The sequence below is a fragment of the Aliinostoc maniaoense genome (assembly GCF_058172895.1).
This window is the reverse complement of record NZ_CP187952.1, coordinates 215,582-231,828: the sequence shown is the minus strand read 5'-3', so window position 1 is coordinate 231,828 and position 16,247 is coordinate 215,582. Positions and strand designations below refer to the sequence as shown.

Annotated in this window: 17 protein-coding genes; 8 read left to right on the top strand and 9 right to left on the bottom strand. The window is 41.7% G+C overall.

Going from position 1 to position 16,247, the window contains the following annotated elements:
* The first annotated feature begins 191 nt into the window (after positions 1-191).
* The 4 genes from ACPZ3T_RS00930 (at position 192) to ACPZ3T_RS00915 (ending at position 2,266) form a co-directional block, all read left to right on the top strand.
* Positions 192-677, top strand: coding sequence for a phage tail protein (locus ACPZ3T_RS00930; protein WP_490273120.1), 486 nt, complete (start codon positions 192-194; stop codon positions 675-677).
* 65 nt (positions 678-742) lie between these two features.
* Positions 743-1,207: a phage tail protein gene (locus ACPZ3T_RS00925; protein ID WP_490273119.1), complete on the top strand. Its 465-nt coding sequence runs from the start codon at positions 743-745 to the stop codon at positions 1,205-1,207.
* A gap of 80 nt (positions 1,208-1,287) precedes the next feature.
* Positions 1,288-1,785, top strand: a complete 498-nt coding sequence (locus ACPZ3T_RS00920; protein WP_490273118.1) for a phage tail protein — start codon at positions 1,288-1,290, stop codon at positions 1,783-1,785.
* A 184-nt stretch (positions 1,786-1,969) separates the two neighbouring features.
* On the top strand, positions 1,970-2,266 hold the full coding sequence (locus ACPZ3T_RS00915) for a hypothetical protein (RefSeq protein WP_490273117.1): 297 nt from the start codon (positions 1,970-1,972) through the stop codon (positions 2,264-2,266).
* A gap of 56 nt (positions 2,267-2,322) precedes the next feature.
* Here the strand turns inward: ACPZ3T_RS00915 and ACPZ3T_RS00910 are convergent, their stop codons facing one another.
* Positions 2,323-2,799, bottom strand: coding sequence for a tellurite resistance TerB family protein (locus ACPZ3T_RS00910; protein WP_490273116.1), 477 nt, complete (start codon positions 2,797-2,799; stop codon positions 2,323-2,325).
* 196 nt (positions 2,800-2,995) lie between these two features.
* Here ACPZ3T_RS00910 and ACPZ3T_RS00905 point away from each other — a divergent pair, with 196 nt between their 5' ends.
* Together ACPZ3T_RS00905 and ACPZ3T_RS00900 are read left to right on the top strand one after the other, a co-directional pair.
* Positions 2,996-3,373, top strand: coding sequence for a phage tail assembly protein (locus ACPZ3T_RS00905; RefSeq protein WP_490273115.1), 378 nt, complete (start codon positions 2,996-2,998; stop codon positions 3,371-3,373).
* A complete protein-coding gene (locus tag ACPZ3T_RS00900; protein ID WP_490273114.1) occupies positions 3,328-3,522 on the top strand; it encodes a DUF6760 family protein in 195 nt (64 codons plus the stop codon). The genes ACPZ3T_RS00905 and ACPZ3T_RS00900 overlap by 46 nt, the downstream gene beginning before the upstream one ends.
* A 68-nt stretch (positions 3,523-3,590) precedes the next feature.
* Here the strand turns inward: ACPZ3T_RS00900 and ACPZ3T_RS00895 are convergent, their stop codons facing one another.
* The 7 genes from ACPZ3T_RS00895 to ACPZ3T_RS00865 all read right to left on the bottom strand — a co-directional run bounded on the left by ACPZ3T_RS00895 (position 3,591) and on the right by ACPZ3T_RS00865 (position 10,337).
* Positions 3,591-4,595 (bottom strand): aspartate carbamoyltransferase catalytic subunit, encoded by a 1,005-nt coding sequence (locus ACPZ3T_RS00895; RefSeq protein WP_490273113.1) that lies wholly within the window; start codon positions 4,593-4,595, stop codon positions 3,591-3,593.
* Between the two features lie 27 nt (positions 4,596-4,622).
* Complete coding sequence (locus ACPZ3T_RS00890) at positions 4,623-4,766, bottom strand: histidine kinase (RefSeq protein WP_490273112.1); 144 nt, start codon at positions 4,764-4,766, stop codon at positions 4,623-4,625.
* Between the two features lie 39 nt (positions 4,767-4,805).
* Positions 4,806-6,158: a magnesium transporter gene (gene mgtE / locus ACPZ3T_RS00885; protein ID WP_490273111.1), complete on the bottom strand. Its 1,353-nt coding sequence runs from the start codon at positions 6,156-6,158 to the stop codon at positions 4,806-4,808.
* 342 nt (positions 6,159-6,500) lie between these two features.
* The gene (recG, locus tag ACPZ3T_RS00880) at positions 6,501-8,993 is read right to left on the bottom strand and encodes an ATP-dependent DNA helicase RecG (RefSeq protein ID WP_490273110.1); all 2,493 of its coding nucleotides are present in this window, start codon (positions 8,991-8,993) and stop codon (positions 6,501-6,503) included.
* Entirely contained in the window at positions 8,994-9,140 is a 147-nt protein-coding gene (locus tag ACPZ3T_RS00875) for a hypothetical protein (RefSeq protein WP_490273109.1), read from the bottom strand.
* Positions 9,130-10,017, bottom strand: coding sequence for a hypothetical protein (locus ACPZ3T_RS00870; RefSeq protein WP_490273108.1), 888 nt, complete (start codon positions 10,015-10,017; stop codon positions 9,130-9,132). Before ACPZ3T_RS00870 ends, ACPZ3T_RS00875 begins: the two co-directional genes overlap by 11 nt.
* Positions 10,018-10,046: 29 nt before the next feature.
* The gene (locus ACPZ3T_RS00865; RefSeq protein ID WP_490273107.1) at positions 10,047-10,337 is read right to left on the bottom strand and encodes a zinc ribbon domain-containing protein; all 291 of its coding nucleotides are present in this window, start codon (positions 10,335-10,337) and stop codon (positions 10,047-10,049) included.
* A gap of 189 nt (positions 10,338-10,526) precedes the next feature.
* On the opposite strand from ACPZ3T_RS00865, the gene ACPZ3T_RS00860 reads away from it, so the two are divergent.
* On the top strand, positions 10,527-12,038 hold the full coding sequence (locus ACPZ3T_RS00860; protein WP_490273106.1) for an AAA family ATPase: 1,512 nt from the start codon (positions 10,527-10,529) through the stop codon (positions 12,036-12,038).
* 200 nt (positions 12,039-12,238) lie between these two features.
* A complete protein-coding gene (locus tag ACPZ3T_RS00855) occupies positions 12,239-12,718 on the top strand; it encodes an SH3 domain-containing protein (RefSeq protein WP_490273105.1) in 480 nt (159 codons plus the stop codon).
* Positions 12,719-12,945: 227 nt separating this feature from the next.
* Here ACPZ3T_RS00855 and sbcC read toward each other — a convergent pair whose 3' ends face one another.
* Entirely contained in the window at positions 12,946-15,972 is a 3,027-nt protein-coding gene (gene sbcC / locus ACPZ3T_RS00850; RefSeq protein WP_490273104.1) for an exonuclease subunit SbcC, read from the bottom strand.
* Positions 15,973-16,247 lie beyond the last annotated feature (275 nt).

Genomic DNA, 16,247 nt, shown 5'->3' with positions numbered 1-16,247 from the left:
TCAATTCAAAATTCAAAATTCAAAATTCAAAATTAAGAAAAATATATTGTTTTTAAGTTTGGATATATTAATGAATTTTGAAGAATTGATAATTTGTAGGGTGTGTTAAGCCGCAGGCTAACGCACCTTACCAAATACTAATAAAAACCATACAAAAACAAATCCTGTTGCTCATTTAAGGAGTTGTCACTATGCCTGAATTAAAACCAATAGCCGCCAGTAACTTTTACTTTGAAATTGACAGCATGACCGATATGGCTTTTACCAAAGTCGGTGGTGTCAAATTTGAAGCTAAAGTTAAAGGTCAAGATAAACCTTTAATGTCTACTAAAGGTGGCGTTACTATTCGACAAATTAACTCTGCTGGTTTTGAAGGGCTATTCAAAATTGAAGTTTCAACCTTGATGAGTGGTGATAGTGATAGCACTAGCAAAAAAATGTATGATTGGTTTAAAAAGTGTATGCCTAAAGCTGAAAAAGGTGAAGGTAAATGGGCAGAAAGTAAAAAAACAGGCTCTATAGTTGCCTATGACACTGATGGTAATGAAGTATTACGTTGGGATTTAAAAGAAGCTTGGCCTTCTGAATATAAAATTGGTGATTTAGATGTAAACGGTAACGACTATATCGAAGAAACTTATACATTAACCTGTGAAAACATTAACAGAATGAAATAGATTTGAATCTGAAATCTAGCTAATTCATACAAGCCATTCTGAAATCATTTTGGGAGATTTAATTTATGGCAGAGTTTATTTCTAACGCCAAGTTTTACTGGGAAGCCGACGGACTCACTGAAATTTTGATTCAAAAAATTAGTGGGATGCAAATGAAAATGGTAGTTGCTGGTGGGGAAGCACCTATTGGTGTCACCAAAGATGGTAAAACTCAAACACAAGCTACCATCGGTGGTGTAGAATGTTCAGAGATTACTATTGAATGTGTTGCAACTGCTGACTCTAAACAATTGCTTGATTGGTATAACAAATGCCATGCGGAAGCTCTTTCAGGAGGTAAATCTGAGGGACGTAAAAATCGTAAATTAGGCAAACTTTCTATTTATGATGGTGAGCAAGAGAAAGTTCAGTACGAATTTACAGATGTGTTTCCTACTAGTTACGGAACAAGTGATTTGACTGCCGGTGCTAGTGATTTACTCACAGAAACAGTTACCGTAGGTTTCACTTATTTTGAACGCAAAAAGTAAATCTAAGTTTGTAGTAAGGACTTTAGTCCTCTCTTTTTTGAGGACTAAAGTCCTTACTACGAACAAATAAAAGGTAATTCATGATGGCAGAATTTCCAGAAATCCTTACTAATAGCCGCTTTTATTTAGAATTAAAGCTGACTGGTAGCCAAGAACCTATTGATGGCTATTTTATGGAATGCCAAGGTTTTAAAACTACTCAGGAAGTTATAGAAATTTCAGAAGTTACGCCTCTGACTTGGGGTAAAACTGGTAATGCGAATGGGCGAATTGTTCGTAGTAAAGTCCCTGGGAATATTACTTATTCCAATATAATTCTACGCCGTGGGTTAACTATTTCCATGACTATGTGGAATTGGCTAGAGGCTATTAAAGAAGGTAAGTGGGGTGATGAAAGGCGGGATGGTTCTTTAGTAATTTATAACCAAGCGGCGGAGGAAAAGTTTAGACTAGAGTTTAAAAATGCTTGGCCTACTAGTTATACAATTTCTGATGTTAAAGCTGATGGTAGCGAACATGAAATTGAAGAGATAGAAATGGTAGTCGAAGAATTAAAACGAGTTAAGGTAACAGCATAAAAATATGAGAGTAATTAAGAGTTATAAATATTAATTGGGTGTTTTGAAACGCAGAGGGACGCAGGGTTAAGCGCGGAGTTACGCGGAGGGTTGCTTAATTTGATTAGTGAAGTCTTCTGTATCTTAGTAGGTTAGAAAAGGCTATAATATCGTGCTATTAATTAATAAAGCATGAGATTGATGAATGTTACAAACTGAGTTTGAATTTACTTTACCTAAAGGTTATCTTGATGAAGATGGGAATTTACACCGCACGGGAGTAATGCGTTTATCTAGAGCTATTGATGAAATTGTACCATTACGTGATCCTCGTGTTAAAACTAATCCTGCTTATGCTACCGTGATTATTTTATCTCGTGTCATTATTCGTTTAGGGGCATTAGATGAAGTGACACCTGCGGTAGTAGAAAATTTTTTTGCTTGTGATTTAAGCTATTTGCAACAGTTTTATCGTCAGATTAATGAATTACCAGAAGAATAGAAATTGGGTACTGGGAAATAGAAATAAATTTAATATTGCAGTACCCAAGGGAAAATTTAATCTTCGTCGTCTTCTTCGTCTTCGTCGTCTTCTTCCTCCTCCCCAAAGATTTCATCTATGAGTTCTTGGGCGCGTTCATCGGAAATCTTCAAGGCTTCCTGAAGTTCAGATATATAATCTTGTTCACTTTCAGGTACTTCTTCATCAAGACCTACTACTAAAATAGCTGTGATGTAAGCAGCTTCTCGATAACTTTTATTTGGTAAGGAATTAATTGCTTGGGCTATGAGTTCTTCGGGATCTTCTTCTTCTATCAGAGAAGCTATTTCTTCGCCTAATTCTTCAAAATCCTCATCAGAGTAATCTTCAAATTGACCTATACAGCCAAGCATTTCACTTAAGGCGTATTCTTCATCTGAGGTAATACCTTCACCATCAGCTGCGGCGGAGAATAATCCGATAATAGCGATCGCAACTTCTGGTTGTAAAGCCACTGAATTTGCACTGCGACCTTTAGGTAAATGTTTAGGCATAAAATTCCTGTAAAATTTTGGTACTGCTGGAACAAGCAATTTTTTATGGTGAATATTGCTTGTTTACTAGGATTCCCAGAAAAATACCCAAAAACCCAAACACTATATTTTTTTACAAACTATACAGTGTCTAGCTTCCGAATTGTATGATTTTTGTAATGTCAGCCATGAAATAGTAGTTCTATCATTTAAATTTATGAATAATCAAGATACATTTTGTACAGAATTTAACTTTATTTTACCTAGAGGTTTGTTAGATACAGAGGGTAATTTACATCGTCATGGTGTGATGCGTCTGGCTACTGCTAAAGATGAAATTATGGTGCAGAAGAATCGTGCTGCTCAAGACAATTCCAGTTATGCTGTAATTGTGATGTTATCTAGAGTGATCACAAAATTAGGCAATTTAACAGAAATTACTCCTGATTTATTAGAGAATCTTTTTTCTAAAGATTTAGCTTATTTAAGAGAGTTTTATAATCGCATTAATCAACAAGGTGATGCTTATATTCCCGTGCAGTGTCCTCAATGTCAAAGCCAGTTTCAAGTGGAGTTAGCTTTAGCGGGGGAATAGTTGGCTACCCCTCAGAACTGCTAGATGAGGAGGTAGCCTGCATTGCCTATCATTTTCACTGGAGTTTAGCAGATATTCTCAATTTAGAGCATTGCGATCGCCGTCGTTGGGTCAAAGAAATCGGTAAAATCAAAGCTGATGATTCCTGAGGAGGCAAGGGGGCAGGGGGCAGGGAGCAGGGGAGAAAAAGAAAATGCCCAATGCCCAATGCCCAATATCACGTTTTCCCACTACCCAATAAATATAACAACGCCATCCGCACAGCTACACCGCTTGTTACTTGAGATTGAATCAAGCTAAATTCTGGATCATCCATTAAATCAGAACTGATTTCCACACCGCGATTTACTGGCCCCGGATGTAATACTTTCACATGAGGCTGACATAGCTGTAATTTGGCGCGAGTAATGCCAAATAACTGATGATATTCTCGCAAACTCGGCAATAAATGGGCAGTCATGCGTTCTTTTTGTAAACGCAACGTCATCACAAAATCCGCATTTTCTAAAGCTGGTTCTAATTGCCAATGAATAAATAATTTACCTGGAGGTACATTTATTCCTTCTGCATAGATATATTCAGCAAAGAATTTCGGTAATAAAGTCGGTGGTGCAGCTAGATGTACTTCCGCGCCACTAGCAATTAAACTCCAAATATTAGAACGGGCAACACGCGAATGCAGAATATCCCCCACAATAGCGATTTTCTTATCTTGAAGTAATTCCAGACGGGGATTTTCTGCGTCAATCAGACTACAAATCGTAAATAAATCTAGCAGTGCTTGGGAAGGATGTTCATGTTGTCCATCACCAGCATTGAGAACACTAACTTTCACACCTAAACGATCCATTTCATCAGCGATCGCATTTGGTACTCCGGCTTCTTTATGGCGAATCACCATAATATCAGTTCCCATCGCCAAATAAGTCTTCGCTGTGTCAAGAATTGTCTCGCCCTTCGTCATGGAAGAAGTAGCGGCGGCAAAGTTAAGGGTATCTGCACTCAAACGTTTAGCAGCGATTTCAAAACTACTGCGAGTACGGGTAGATGGTTCAAAAAATAAATTCGCCACCACCTGTCCCTGCAAAGTCGGTACTTTCTTCGTTCGCCGTGACAATACCTCGCTAAAACTAGCAGCCGTTTTGAGAACAGTATCGTATTCAGCACCCGAAAAATCAGCTAAAGACAGGACGTGACGACGATTCCAAGTAGATGTGGGCATATCAATTCAAAATTCAAAATTCAAAATTCAAAATTCAAAATTCAGGAGAACATAGGGCAGAGGGCAGGGGGCAGGGGGCAGGGGGCATGAGTTATTCTCTACCTTGTCTCCCTTGTCTACCTTGTCTCCCTTGTCTACCTTGTCTCCCTTGTCTCCCCTACACCCCCACACCCTTACACCCTTACACCCTTACACCCCCACACCCGTACTTCAACTAGGTAAATTAAAAACTTTCAACGCTACCGAAATCATGGTGAGGAAAGTTAAGAATCCAATTGTATCTAACATAGTGGTGACTAAGGGGCCACTCATCAGGGCGGGATCTAGTTTCAGGCGTTTTAAAACCATTGGTAGGAGAGTTCCCAATGTCACGGCTACCATTGTATTCGTTGCCATGACTATGCCGGCAATTAAAGCTACCCATCTTTCCTGGGGTCTAGCCCAAATTAAAGATAGGGCAAACATCGTACAGGCTAAAACTACGGCTGTACCTAAGCCTGCGAAAATTTCTTTCCGCAGAATCTTAATTGTATCTTTGGGTGTGACTTCTCCTATCCCTAAACCCCGAATAGTAACTGTGAGGGCTTGAATACCGACTGTGCCACCGGTGTTGGAGAATATGGGCATAATCACAGCTAAGACCGGCACAGCTGCAATCACCGATTGAAAAGGCGCGATCGCACTGGCTGCACCAATGTACAATGCCATAATCCCCAATAACCACGGTAAACGCTTGCGAATGGTAGTTAAAGCGGGGGATAAGGCTTCTTCATCACCGCTACCACCTGCCAATCTTTGGAAGTCTTCTGTTGCTTCTGCTTCTAAAACATCCACGACATCATCAATTGTCACAATACCGACTAACCGATCCTCTCTGTCTACCACAGGCACAGCGATTAAGTCATAGCGTTTCATGACTTGAGCGACTTCTTCTTGGAGTGTATCAGTTCTTACCTTGATAACGCGATCGCTAGCTATATCTCGAATCAATACATCAGGGAAGGTAAACAATAACTGTCGTAGTGACACCACCCGCCCTAGTTTCCGATTATCGTCGGTGACGTAAGCATAGTAAATAGTTTCCTTGTCTTCATCTTGACGGCGAATTTTACTTAAAGCTTCACCGACAGTCAAACCTTCCCGTAAGCGCACATATTCTGTAGTCATGATGCGCCCGGCTGTCCCTTCAGGATAACCGAGAATCGTCGCTGTGGCTTGCCGTTGTTCAGGACTGAGTTCCTGTAATAGCCGTTTAATTACTAAAGCCGGCAATTCATCAAATAATTCTGCCCGTTCGTCAGGACTCATAGCTTCTACTAATTGCACAACTTGCGTATCTTGTAGAGAATTTATGAGTTCTTCTTGAATTTCTTTAGGTAGATATTCAAATACATCAATTGCCTGATTTTTGTTGAGTACACGAAAAGCGATCGCACGTTGTTTTTTCGGTAATTGTGCAATATATTCTCCCACATCCACAGGTGGCAACCGATTTAAATCCCATTTCAGCTGGTTTAAATCAGCAATATCGATGAGCGAATTGCGAATATCCTGTGTGAGCATGATACTACCTCCTATAGTCTCCCCCGTCCTGGGAGAAACTCACCAGATCAGAGGAGGATAATACTGCCGTCTGTTGGACTTTTGTCCATAAAATCTTAAAAATTGAACTCGATATTGAATTAAAGCACCGCTAACCACTAATCCTAGCTCGGAATTTGGTTAACAGCATAAGTTTCGATGGAAAATGTGCGAGATTTTGATTGTTCCACACAATTTCACTATCATGCCATGATTTTTACTTAGTTGCAAACTCGCCATCAAATCACAACTAATTCTCTGCGTAACTTTGCGCTTACCTCCGCGCCCCTTAGCGTTTAAAATCTCACCTCAACTCACAACCAATCAAGTTAAAATAGCCCCACCCATCAAACGTTCATAACGATATTTCAACTCAGCTTTCATTAACAGCCAACGCTCTAAACTTGCGTCTATTTCTATCACTTTCTCAGCCGCTTGCCTGGCTAATATTAACACTTCCTCATCTTCTACTAAACTAGCCAAGGTAAAATCTGGTACACCAGATTGGCGAGTTCCTAACACTTCCCCCGGCCCCCGAAACCGCATATCCATTTCCGAGATGAAAAAGCCATCTTGGGACTGTTCCAAAACTTTTAATCTTTGTTGAGCATCAGGACTTCTAGAACTACTCATCAATAAACAGTAAGATTTTGCCGCACCCCTTCCGACTCTGCCCCGCAATTGGTGTAGTTGAGACAAACCAAAACGCTCGGCATTTTCAATGAGCATTACTGTAGCATTAGGTACATCTACACCAACTTCTACCACAGTAGTAGAAACTAAAATCTGCGTTTTATTATCCCGAAATTTAGTAATAGCTTCGTCTTTTTCGGCAGAACTCATCCGTCCATGCAGCAACCCGACTTGAAACTCTGGAAACACGCTTTCTTGCAGCTTTTGATGTTCTTCCACAGCCGATCGCAAATCTAGTTTCTCTGATTCTTCCACTAAAGGCAAGACTACATACACTTGTCTACCTTGAGCAATTTCCCGCCGCATCAAGTCATAAGCAAAACTGCGTTGCTGACTAATTAAGGCTGTAGTTTGAATTGCTTGTCGTCCCGGTGGTAACTCATCAATTTGGCTCACATCCAAATCCCCATGTATAGTTAGTGCCAAGGTGCGGGGAATGGGGGTAGCAGTCATAGTTAATACATGGGGTTGTTCGCCTTTTTGTTGTAATAACGCCCGTTGTTTCACCCCAAATCTATGCTGTTCATCAATCACCACTAACCCTAGTCGCTGAAAGTTGACGGTATCTTGAATTAAGGCGTGAGTTCCCACCAATAAAGGTAATTCACCTGTAGTTAACTGAGAATGAATTTCTCGCCGTTTGGCAGTTTTGGTTGAACCTGTGAGTAATTCCACGGGTAAATATAACAAGTTAAACCAGCTAACTAGTTTCCGGTAATGCTGCTCGGCTAAAACTTCAGTTGGGGCCATCAATGCAGCTTGATAACCTGATTGAATGGCGGCTAAAATTGCTACCACGGCTACAACAGTTTTACCTGAACCGACATCACCTTGTACTAGTCGATTCATTGGTGTGGTTTTTTGCAAGTCGTTGAGAATATCGTTGAGGACTCGTTGTTGTGCGCCTGTCAGTTGAAATGGTAGAACTTGGTAGAATTTTTCGATTAATTCACCTTTAGGTGCAAGAATAGCACTGGTTTGAATGGCTTTGGCTTGCTGTTGACGTTGTAGTAAACCCAGTTGCAGATAGAAAAATTCATCAAATACCAAACGACGACGGGCAGTTTGCAGACTATCGCTATCGTTAGGGAAATGGATGCTAGCGATCGCATCCTTTAATTCCATCAAACCATACTTTTCCCGCAAACCTTTAGGTAATGGATCTTTTAATTGCGCCGCCGCAGGTAAAGCCGCAATTACCGCCTGTCGTACCATATTCGCCATTACTCCCTCGGTGAGAGCGTAAATTGGTACTACTCGCCCCATTGTCAGCGATTCAATTTTATCCCCTGGATGTGCCAAAACTTCCAACTCAGGGTTATCTAAAGTCAAGCCGTATTTACTACCTTTAACTAACCCACAAGCTGCTACCACACTGCCCACAGGGTAGCGTCGTTTTAAACTTTCTTGCCAACCCCGACTAGTAAACCGCGCCCCAGCAGAAAAGCGATTAACTTTAATTTGTCCTGTATTATCTTTGAGGACTAATTCTAAAATCGATAACTTTTGATTTTTGGGACTAGTAAAGCAGTTACACCGCTTAACTGTCGCCACAATTGTCACCGTTTCCCCGGCTTCTAACTCCCGGATATTTACCTGACGCGCATAGTCAATATGATCACGGGGATAGTAATACAGTAAATCACGTACAGTATACACACCCAAAGCCGCCAATTTATCAGCTTTCCGAAAGCCTATTTCTGGTAAATCGCTCAGTTTTTGGTCAATTTTCGGTGCTAATCTCCGATTAACTTCCGCTACCACAGGCGCAGAATTAGGAACTTTTGCTTTATAACCTCTCCCCTGCTCCCCTGCTCCCCTGCCCCCCTGCTCCCCTGCTCCCTGCTCCCCCTCCCCTTTTTGCAGTTGGTAAAGATATTGCCGGGTTTGAGCTACTAAATGTTGACGCTGTTGCAGTTCCAGATGAGGATAATTAGCAAACTGCCCCGCCAGTTCTTGCCAACGACGGCGTTCAGTTGGTGGTAAACTCGTAGGGAATTTCCCAAATGTGAGACTGAGAAATTCACTGAAGCGGTACTGTCTACCCACCAAATCTGTAAAACCGTGTTCAGCTTCCACTGTCAAGGCTTTATGTAACCGTATCCAATCTAGTTGCTCGTTCATTCAAAATTCAAGAGTTTTTCTGCCTCTGCTCCCCTGCCTACCTTGTCTCCCTTGTCTCCCTTGTCTCCCTTGTCTCCCTTGTCTCCCCCTGCTCCCTGCCCCCTGCCCCCTGCCCCCTGCCCCCTGCCTCCCGCTTTCAGTCTTCATACCAACTAGCACGCCATGCCGCCTCAGCTTCAGCAATAGAGCGTTCCCTTTGCTTTTTTTGATACTCCCTTCCTAGTTTATTCAGTTGCCCTAAAATGTCACGAATTTGCTTGCGACTTGTAGCAAGTGTGGAGTCAGCAAATTCTATTTCTCCTAAGCGTAAATTCACAGTCATAATTTGAGTTAAACTTGGTTCTTCTGCATCTTGTTCATCTTCAATTTGAATGACTAAGTTTAAGATGTTAGGTGGCCCTGGCATCATCTCGGCTGAAGCTTCTGAAGCGACGGCTGCGGCTTCTAAAATTGGTTCTGGTAATTTTTGCGGTAAAATTCCAGCTGTTTGTAAACTCAAATTCGCTTCATGGGAAACTTTTCTAAGTGTATGTTGGATTTGTGTTTCTAAATGCTGTTGCCATCTAGCTAATACTATCGGGTGAGAAATATCAACAATATGAGTCTCACCGACAACATTATCAGATGGTTCAAGAGATGATGATGTGTTAGATGTAACTTCTGGGTTTTCTGTTTCCTCCACGCTCTCTGTTGCTTCTGCATCGGCAATTGTGCCGGAAGTGGTAGTTAGTTCTACATCTTCCTCAGTCATCAAATGAGAGAGTAATATTTGTGCTGCTTGTTGACCCAAGTTGCGGAGATTTTGCTGTAATTTTTGTCGCTGAGTTAATGATAACTTGAGAAAGTTCTCGGGATAGCCTTGGGTACATAGGTGATAACTTGCCAAAATTAATTGTTTCCTGAGTGCTTGACCCAAGGCGGCTAAATAACTAGCATAAGCACTTTGGAGTTCTTTGGCGATCGCTTGAATCGCTTCTTGCAATACGGCAATATCCCGTTCAATTCGCTCAATTGCTCTAGCCATATTTTTAATCTACTTGAGCCGCTCCATATTTAGTAACATTGGCTAACAAATACTTCTTGCTTCACTCTAGAAGTGTCGGCACTATCTAGTCCACAAGCTGTCACGGTCGAACTGACCACCATCCTCACACCACTGGCGACAACTTTGGCAACCAAAGTAACGCAGTGCCTCAAATTAATTGCCGCATTCAAATCTCTATCACATTCAAAACCACACTGTCCACACTTGAAAACACGCTCTTGACCACAGTGTTTTAGCAAGTCTGTGCGTTGCTGATTGTTGAGCTTGAGTTGTATTTTAAATCCTAGTAACATTCGCATATGATATGGCCTATTACCAGATATTGAAAGATAAATGATAGCTGACCATCAGGATTTTACAGAAAAAATTGGACTCAAGAGAGGCATAATTCGTGGCTTGTCCAGGAAAGTGAAGAAAATTGAGTGATTGTTAGCTTTTTGGCTACTGTTGATTAACCTTCAAGAGCAACTAACGACTGATGGCAATATATGAACTTTCGTGAAGAGTTTAAACTGCTGCTACGCGCTCGCTACCCATTAATTTATATTCCCACCTATGAAGAGGAACGGGTAGAAACAGCGATTCGAGAAGAAGCGACAAATCAAGGAAATCGTCCTGTATACACTTGGGATTTTGTCGATGGCTACCAGGGAAACCCGAATGATCAGGGATTTGGGCGGCGTAACCCTCTGCAAGCTTTAGAATTTATTGAAAAACTGCCAGCTTCAGCCCCAGCCGTGTTAATTTTACGAGACTATCATCGGTTTTTAGATGATGTAGCGATCGCGCGCAAACTCCGCAACTTAGCGCGACTCCTCAAGTCTCAACCGAAAAATATTGTTTTACTATCACCACGGATTGCGATTCCTGATGATTTAACAGAAATTTTAACGGTTGTGGAGTTTCCTTTACCAGTAGCCCCGGAAATTAAAACCGAGGTAGAACGTTTACTGCAAGCTACGGGTAACTCCCTATCTGGCAAAGTTTTAGATGATTTAGTGCGTTCTTGCCAGGGACTTTCAATGGAGAGGATTCGACGGGTTTTAGCAAAAGCGATCGCTACCCACGGAGAATTACAACCAGAGGACGTAGATTTAGTTTTGGAGGAAAAACGCCAAACTATCCGCCAAACCCAAATCCTCGACTTTTACCCCGCCACTGAGCAAATTTCTGATATTGGGGGACTAGATAACCTCAAAGATTGGCTATTGCGGCGGGGAGGCTCATTTACTGAACGAGCGCGTCAATATGGTTTACCCCATCCCAGGGGTTTATTATTGGTAGGGATTCAGGGAACTGGCAAATCATTAACGGCTAAAGCGATCGCTCATCACTGGCATTTACCCCTACTGCGGCTAGATGTCGGACGTTTGTTTGCTGGGTTGGTAGGTGAGTCAGAATCTCGCACTCGCCAAATGATTCAAGTCGCGGAAGCCCTCGCCCCTTGTGTGTTGTGGATTGATGAAATAGATAAAGCTTTTTCTGGGTTGGGTAGTAAAGGTGATGCCGGCACAACTAGCCGTGTCTTTGGTACATTTATTACCTGGCTAGCCGAAAAAACCTCACCTGTATTTGTGGTGGCTACCGCCAATGATATCCAAGCCTTACCACCGGAGATGCTCCGCAAAGGTAGATTTGATGAAATTTTCTTTGTCGGTTTACCTACCCAAGACGAAAGAAAAGCCATTTTTAACGTACATTTATCCCGATTGCGCCCCCATAATCTGAAAAATTATGACATTAACCGATTAGCATATGAAACACCGGATTTTTCAGGGGCAGAAATCGAGCAAACTTTAATTGAAGCGATGCACATTGGATTTAGCCAAAACCGTGATTTTACTACTGACGATGTTTTAGAAGCTGCTAGTCAAATTATCCCCCTTGCCCGTACAGCTGTAGAGCAAATCCAAAAACTCCAAGAATGGGCAGCCGCAGGAAGAGCGCGTTTAGCTTCTAAACAAACACCCTTAAGCGATAGCTTTGGTAAGCTAATGTAATTTAGCTGCTCAGAGTTGGTCAATTCACCTGCAATAGTCCATAATTCAAGTTAATCATCAACTAATATGGACTATTGATTGAGGGGCAGGGGCAAGAGGTAGGGGGCAGGGGGCAGGGGGCAAGAAGTAGAGGGCAGGGGGCAGGGGGCAGGGGGAGAATGATTAATGATTATTGACTATTGACAAGGATTTAAATAAATATGGTTTCTGGTTTACTAAAGTTTATATTGGGATTTTTATTAGCGATCGCGGTTTTAGTTGGTAGCGGTGTGGCTGTGGCACTCTATTTTATGAATAGAACTTCTATACCTCCGGCTAAACCTCTTTATGCTAATGATAGCCCTGCCCTCACAACTACAAACACATCTAAAGTTGATGTGCAGAATACACCTAACCCGAAATTGAAAACTTCTGTTAGTCCTACTCCTAGTGTTACTCCTACTACAGAGGCATCAGAAGAATTACCACCAGGAGCTTATCAAGGAAGGGTGATTTGGCCTGAGGGCTTAAGTTTGCGCGCTCAACCGCAACAAGATGCTGAAAGAGTTGGTAGTGTGGCATTTCAACAAAACATTATTGTTTTGCAAGAAAACGAAGATAAAAAATGGCTGAAAATTCGTACTGAAGGCAGTAAACAAGAAGGTTGGGTAAAAGTCGGTAATATCGAACGAACGAATTAAGTAATGTAAAAAAAATTGCATCTAGTTCGTAGTAAGGACTTTAGTCCTTAGTACAAACCTTTAATTATTTACACCGTTCTAGCTTGAAAAAAGGGTGTAGGGAAGCCAGTTGCGTGGGCGGGTTTCCCGACTTGAGCAAACTGGCGTGTGTAAGGATATAAGGGTGTAAGGGAAAGACTTTTTCATGTGTTCTGGTGTACGTAGTTCATGACGGCTACTTAAATCACTTATGTCAACAGTCTAACGTGTGAGCCTTGTTGTGTCTTATTTACCTCTATTCTGGCTTGAAAGGCTTCTTTGAGGTGGGGCATATGGGTGACAGTGAGAATACAAGCGAAATCGTGGGCGATCGCATTAATGGCGGCAATCAGGCGATCGCATCCTTCTGCATCCTGTGTACCGAAACCTTCATCAATAATCAATAACTGTAAGGCTGCTCCGGCTCTTTGTGCTAATAATTTCGCCAAAGCTAACCGAATCGCAAAGTTAATTCTAAAGGCTTCTCCCCCAGAATAAGTCTCGTAGGCGCGTGTACCTCTGGCATCGGCGATTAAAATATCTAAGGTGTCAATTAATTTGGCGTTTTTCTTCGTAGATTTACCAGTTCTCCCGGCTTTTTGAGTAATAAATTGTACGTGCAGTTGATTACCACTCAACCGCGATAATAATTGATTTGTCTCGGCTTCTAGTTGAGGTAAGACATTCTCAATCATTAATGCTTGGATACCATTTTTACCAAATGCCTGGGCTAATTCCTGATATACCCGATATTGCTGTTGAGAAATTTGTAATTGTTGCTGTTGTTGTTCATACTGAATTTGCAGAGTTTCCAGTTGTATAACTAACTGTTCTAAACGCCCCAATTGGGTAATACATTCATCAAGTTGCCGTCTACGGCTGGCTATTTGCTGTTCTAAAGCTTGAATCTGTGCAATGGGATTAGCAGATGTGGTTAATTGCTGCTCAATAGTAGTAATTTGAGTGACAAGTTGTTCTCTCTCTTGTAATCTGGTATTTCTGGATGCTTGCAAATCTTGTAATCTTGCCTGGAGTTGGGGATACTGCTGCTGGGCTGACAACAACTGTTGATAACGCAACTGCCAAGATTGGGCTTGACGCAGGGCAGTGCGGATCTGGTTGTGCTGCTGGGAACTATAAGCAATTTCATTAATTTGGCTGTCAATTGCTGCAATTTCTTGAGCAATATCAGAATCTATTTGTTCTTGCTGGATTCTAGTTTGTAATTGGCTAATTTGGGCTTGTAAGTCTGGTTTGCGGGCGGCTAGTTGGGCTTGGCGTTTGGTAGCATCTTTAATTTGCCCTTGTTTGATTTCTGCCCATCGCCATCTTTCGACTTCGCTGCGAGCTAGAGCATGGTCTTGCTCATTATAATTGAGTTGTTGGAGATATTCATCTAGTTGCCTGAGTTCGGCTTGTTGAGTCGGGGCATAATCTCCCGCTTGTAGCGATCGCTCCAGATGTTGTTTTTCTGCTGCCAGTTGCTGTAAATGCTGTTCGGCATCGCTGGTTGATTCTAACTGTGCGGCTAATTGTCCTCTCTGCTCCCGTAAACTATCATAACCATTCAATTTCTGAAATATTTCCTTATATTCTTGCCTTAATAATTGAATTTCTCGGTCAGAAACCGCCATTTGTTCCCGGAACACCCACAATTGCCCCTCTGTTTCTTTGTACTCATCCTTAGTTTTATCTACAACCCGATTCCAATGATGCTCATCTAAAGGACGTTCGCACAAGGGACAAATAGCATCGGGAGTGCGGAGCATTTGCAGTTTTTGCTCTAATTCTCCCAATAATCGCTCATATTCTCGATGTTGTGCCTGGAGACGCTCTATAAAGTGCCGTCTTTCTTGTCCTTTTTCTTGGACTCGTTGCAAATAAACTCGATCTTTGTCCATTTGATCAATTTGCATTGCCACTTCCATCACCGCTTGTTGCAGTTGGGGTTGGCGTTGAGAGGCGCGTTGCAATTGATTTTCTGTGACTTGTAACTGTTCCAAACGGGCGACTAACCCAGCATGAACCCGATCTAAATGACTTTGTAAACTTTGTCGCTGCTGCAATAAAGGCGAAACTTGCATTTGCAGTTCATCTAAATGGGCAAGATGGCGACGTGCTGCGGCTAGTTGGGCTAGGGCAGCTTCAATTTCCCCTGATTTTGACAAAGTTTGCTGAATTTCTTGCTCTTGCTGTGCTAAGGCGGCTAATTGTCCTTGGACTTGTTGCAGTTGTCGTTCTAATTCATGAATTTTGGTAGTCAGTTGTTGCTGCTTTTGTTGTTTTAGAGCAGTTGCACGGGTGTATTGATCAAATTTGATGCCAAAGGCTTCTTCTTGAGATTGCAGGTGTTGATAATGGGTGAAGCCGGTTTTAATTTCCGTTTCTTGGTTAAGGAGGGCAGTTAACTGAGCAATTTCACTATTAATAGATGACTGCTCTTGTTGTAGGCGATCGCAATCTTGAGTTAAATTCTGGTATTGCTGTTTAACAAAATTTAGTTGCTGTTCCCAATTAGAGCGTTGGTGTTGGACAACTTGCAAACTTTGTAATTGAATATTATCAAAAGCTTGTACTTGTTGTAATTGGTTAATTTCTGACTCTAATTCTGCACGCTCGGCTTGAGTTGTCTGACGTTGTTGTAGTTGAGTTTTAATTGACTCTAAAGAGCGTTCTAATTCCTCCGCTCTAGCTTTAAATTGCCGAGATGAATCCTTCGCCCGTTCTTCTAATTCATCATACTGATTTAACTTTAATAACTCTGCTAAAATCTCTTTGCGTTCACTCGGACGCTTGAGCATAAATTCATCGGCTCGTCCTTGTCGCAGATAGGCAGAATTAATAAAAGTATCATAGTCGAGTTTAATATACTCTAAAATTAACTCCTGGGTTGCCCTAACTCCTTTGCCTGTTAAGGGACGAAACCCAGATGGCGTTTCAATTTGAAACTCCAACCCTCCAGCCGCACCCCTAACTCGGCTGCGAATGATGCGATATTTTTGTTGGTTACTGAGAAAAGTAAAATCAACTCTCACTTCCTTTGCACCAGAATGAATCACATCATCTTCAGCAGCTGCTCGGCTTTCACCCCAAACCGCCCATGTGATTGCTTCCAGAAGTGATGATTTACCTGCTCCATTAGAACCACAAATACAAGCCGTATGCAAACCACTAAAATCTAACGTTGCATCACGGTAACTAAGAAAATTTTTGAGGATAAGTTGTACTGGGATCATTCAGGCCATATCGCCATATTTACAGATTATTAACTAGCAGTACAGATGCACTCTTTGATAGTTTATCTAGGTGTTTATCAGGTTTCTAGTTTTAGTGTCTGCAATTTTACGAAAATTAACAATAGAATGCAGAAATTTTCCTCAACGCTATCTTAATAAGTAGGTTGGGGTGAATAATTATTGCAGGGGGCAGGGGGCAGGGAGCAGGGGGAAAAGAGTTTGGTTTGATTACATCGACTGACTTATACGGTAAAAACTAATTTATTCTTGGATTG

Bases quoted from the DNA above. Each gene is read 5' to 3' on its own strand.
- ACPZ3T_RS00930 (WP_490273120.1), top strand. From the start codon at position 192: ATGCCTGAATTAAAACCAATAGCCGCCAGTAACTTTTACTTTGAAATT.
- ACPZ3T_RS00925 (WP_490273119.1), top strand. From the start codon at position 743: ATGGCAGAGTTTATTTCTAACGCCAAGTTTTACTGGGAAGCCGACGGA.
- ACPZ3T_RS00920 (WP_490273118.1), top strand. From the start codon at position 1,288: ATGATGGCAGAATTTCCAGAAATCCTTACTAATAGCCGCTTTTATTTA.
- ACPZ3T_RS00915 (WP_490273117.1), top strand. From the start codon at position 1,970: ATGTTACAAACTGAGTTTGAATTTACTTTACCTAAAGGTTATCTTGAT.
- ACPZ3T_RS00910 (WP_490273116.1), bottom strand. From the start codon at position 2,799: ATGCCTAAACATTTACCTAAAGGTCGCAGTGCAAATTCAGTGGCTTTA.
- ACPZ3T_RS00905 (WP_490273115.1), top strand. From the start codon at position 2,996: ATGAATAATCAAGATACATTTTGTACAGAATTTAACTTTATTTTACCT.
- ACPZ3T_RS00900 (WP_490273114.1), top strand. From the start codon at position 3,328: ATGTCAAAGCCAGTTTCAAGTGGAGTTAGCTTTAGCGGGGGAATAGTT.
- ACPZ3T_RS00895 (WP_490273113.1), bottom strand. From the start codon at position 4,595: ATGCCCACATCTACTTGGAATCGTCGTCACGTCCTGTCTTTAGCTGAT.
- mgtE (WP_490273111.1), bottom strand. From the start codon at position 6,158: ATGCTCACACAGGATATTCGCAATTCGCTCATCGATATTGCTGATTTA.
- recG (WP_490273110.1), bottom strand. From the start codon at position 8,993: ATGAACGAGCAACTAGATTGGATACGGTTACATAAAGCCTTGACAGTG.
- ACPZ3T_RS00875 (WP_490273109.1), bottom strand. From the start codon at position 9,140: ATGAAGACTGAAAGCGGGAGGCAGGGGGCAGGGGGCAGGGGGCAGGGG.
- ACPZ3T_RS00870 (WP_490273108.1), bottom strand. From the start codon at position 10,017: ATGGCTAGAGCAATTGAGCGAATTGAACGGGATATTGCCGTATTGCAA.
- ACPZ3T_RS00865 (WP_490273107.1), bottom strand. From the start codon at position 10,337: ATGCGAATGTTACTAGGATTTAAAATACAACTCAAGCTCAACAATCAG.
- ACPZ3T_RS00860 (WP_490273106.1), top strand. From the start codon at position 10,527: ATGAACTTTCGTGAAGAGTTTAAACTGCTGCTACGCGCTCGCTACCCA.
- ACPZ3T_RS00855 (WP_490273105.1), top strand. From the start codon at position 12,239: ATGGTTTCTGGTTTACTAAAGTTTATATTGGGATTTTTATTAGCGATC.
- sbcC (WP_490273104.1), bottom strand. From the start codon at position 15,972: ATGATCCCAGTACAACTTATCCTCAAAAATTTTCTTAGTTACCGTGAT.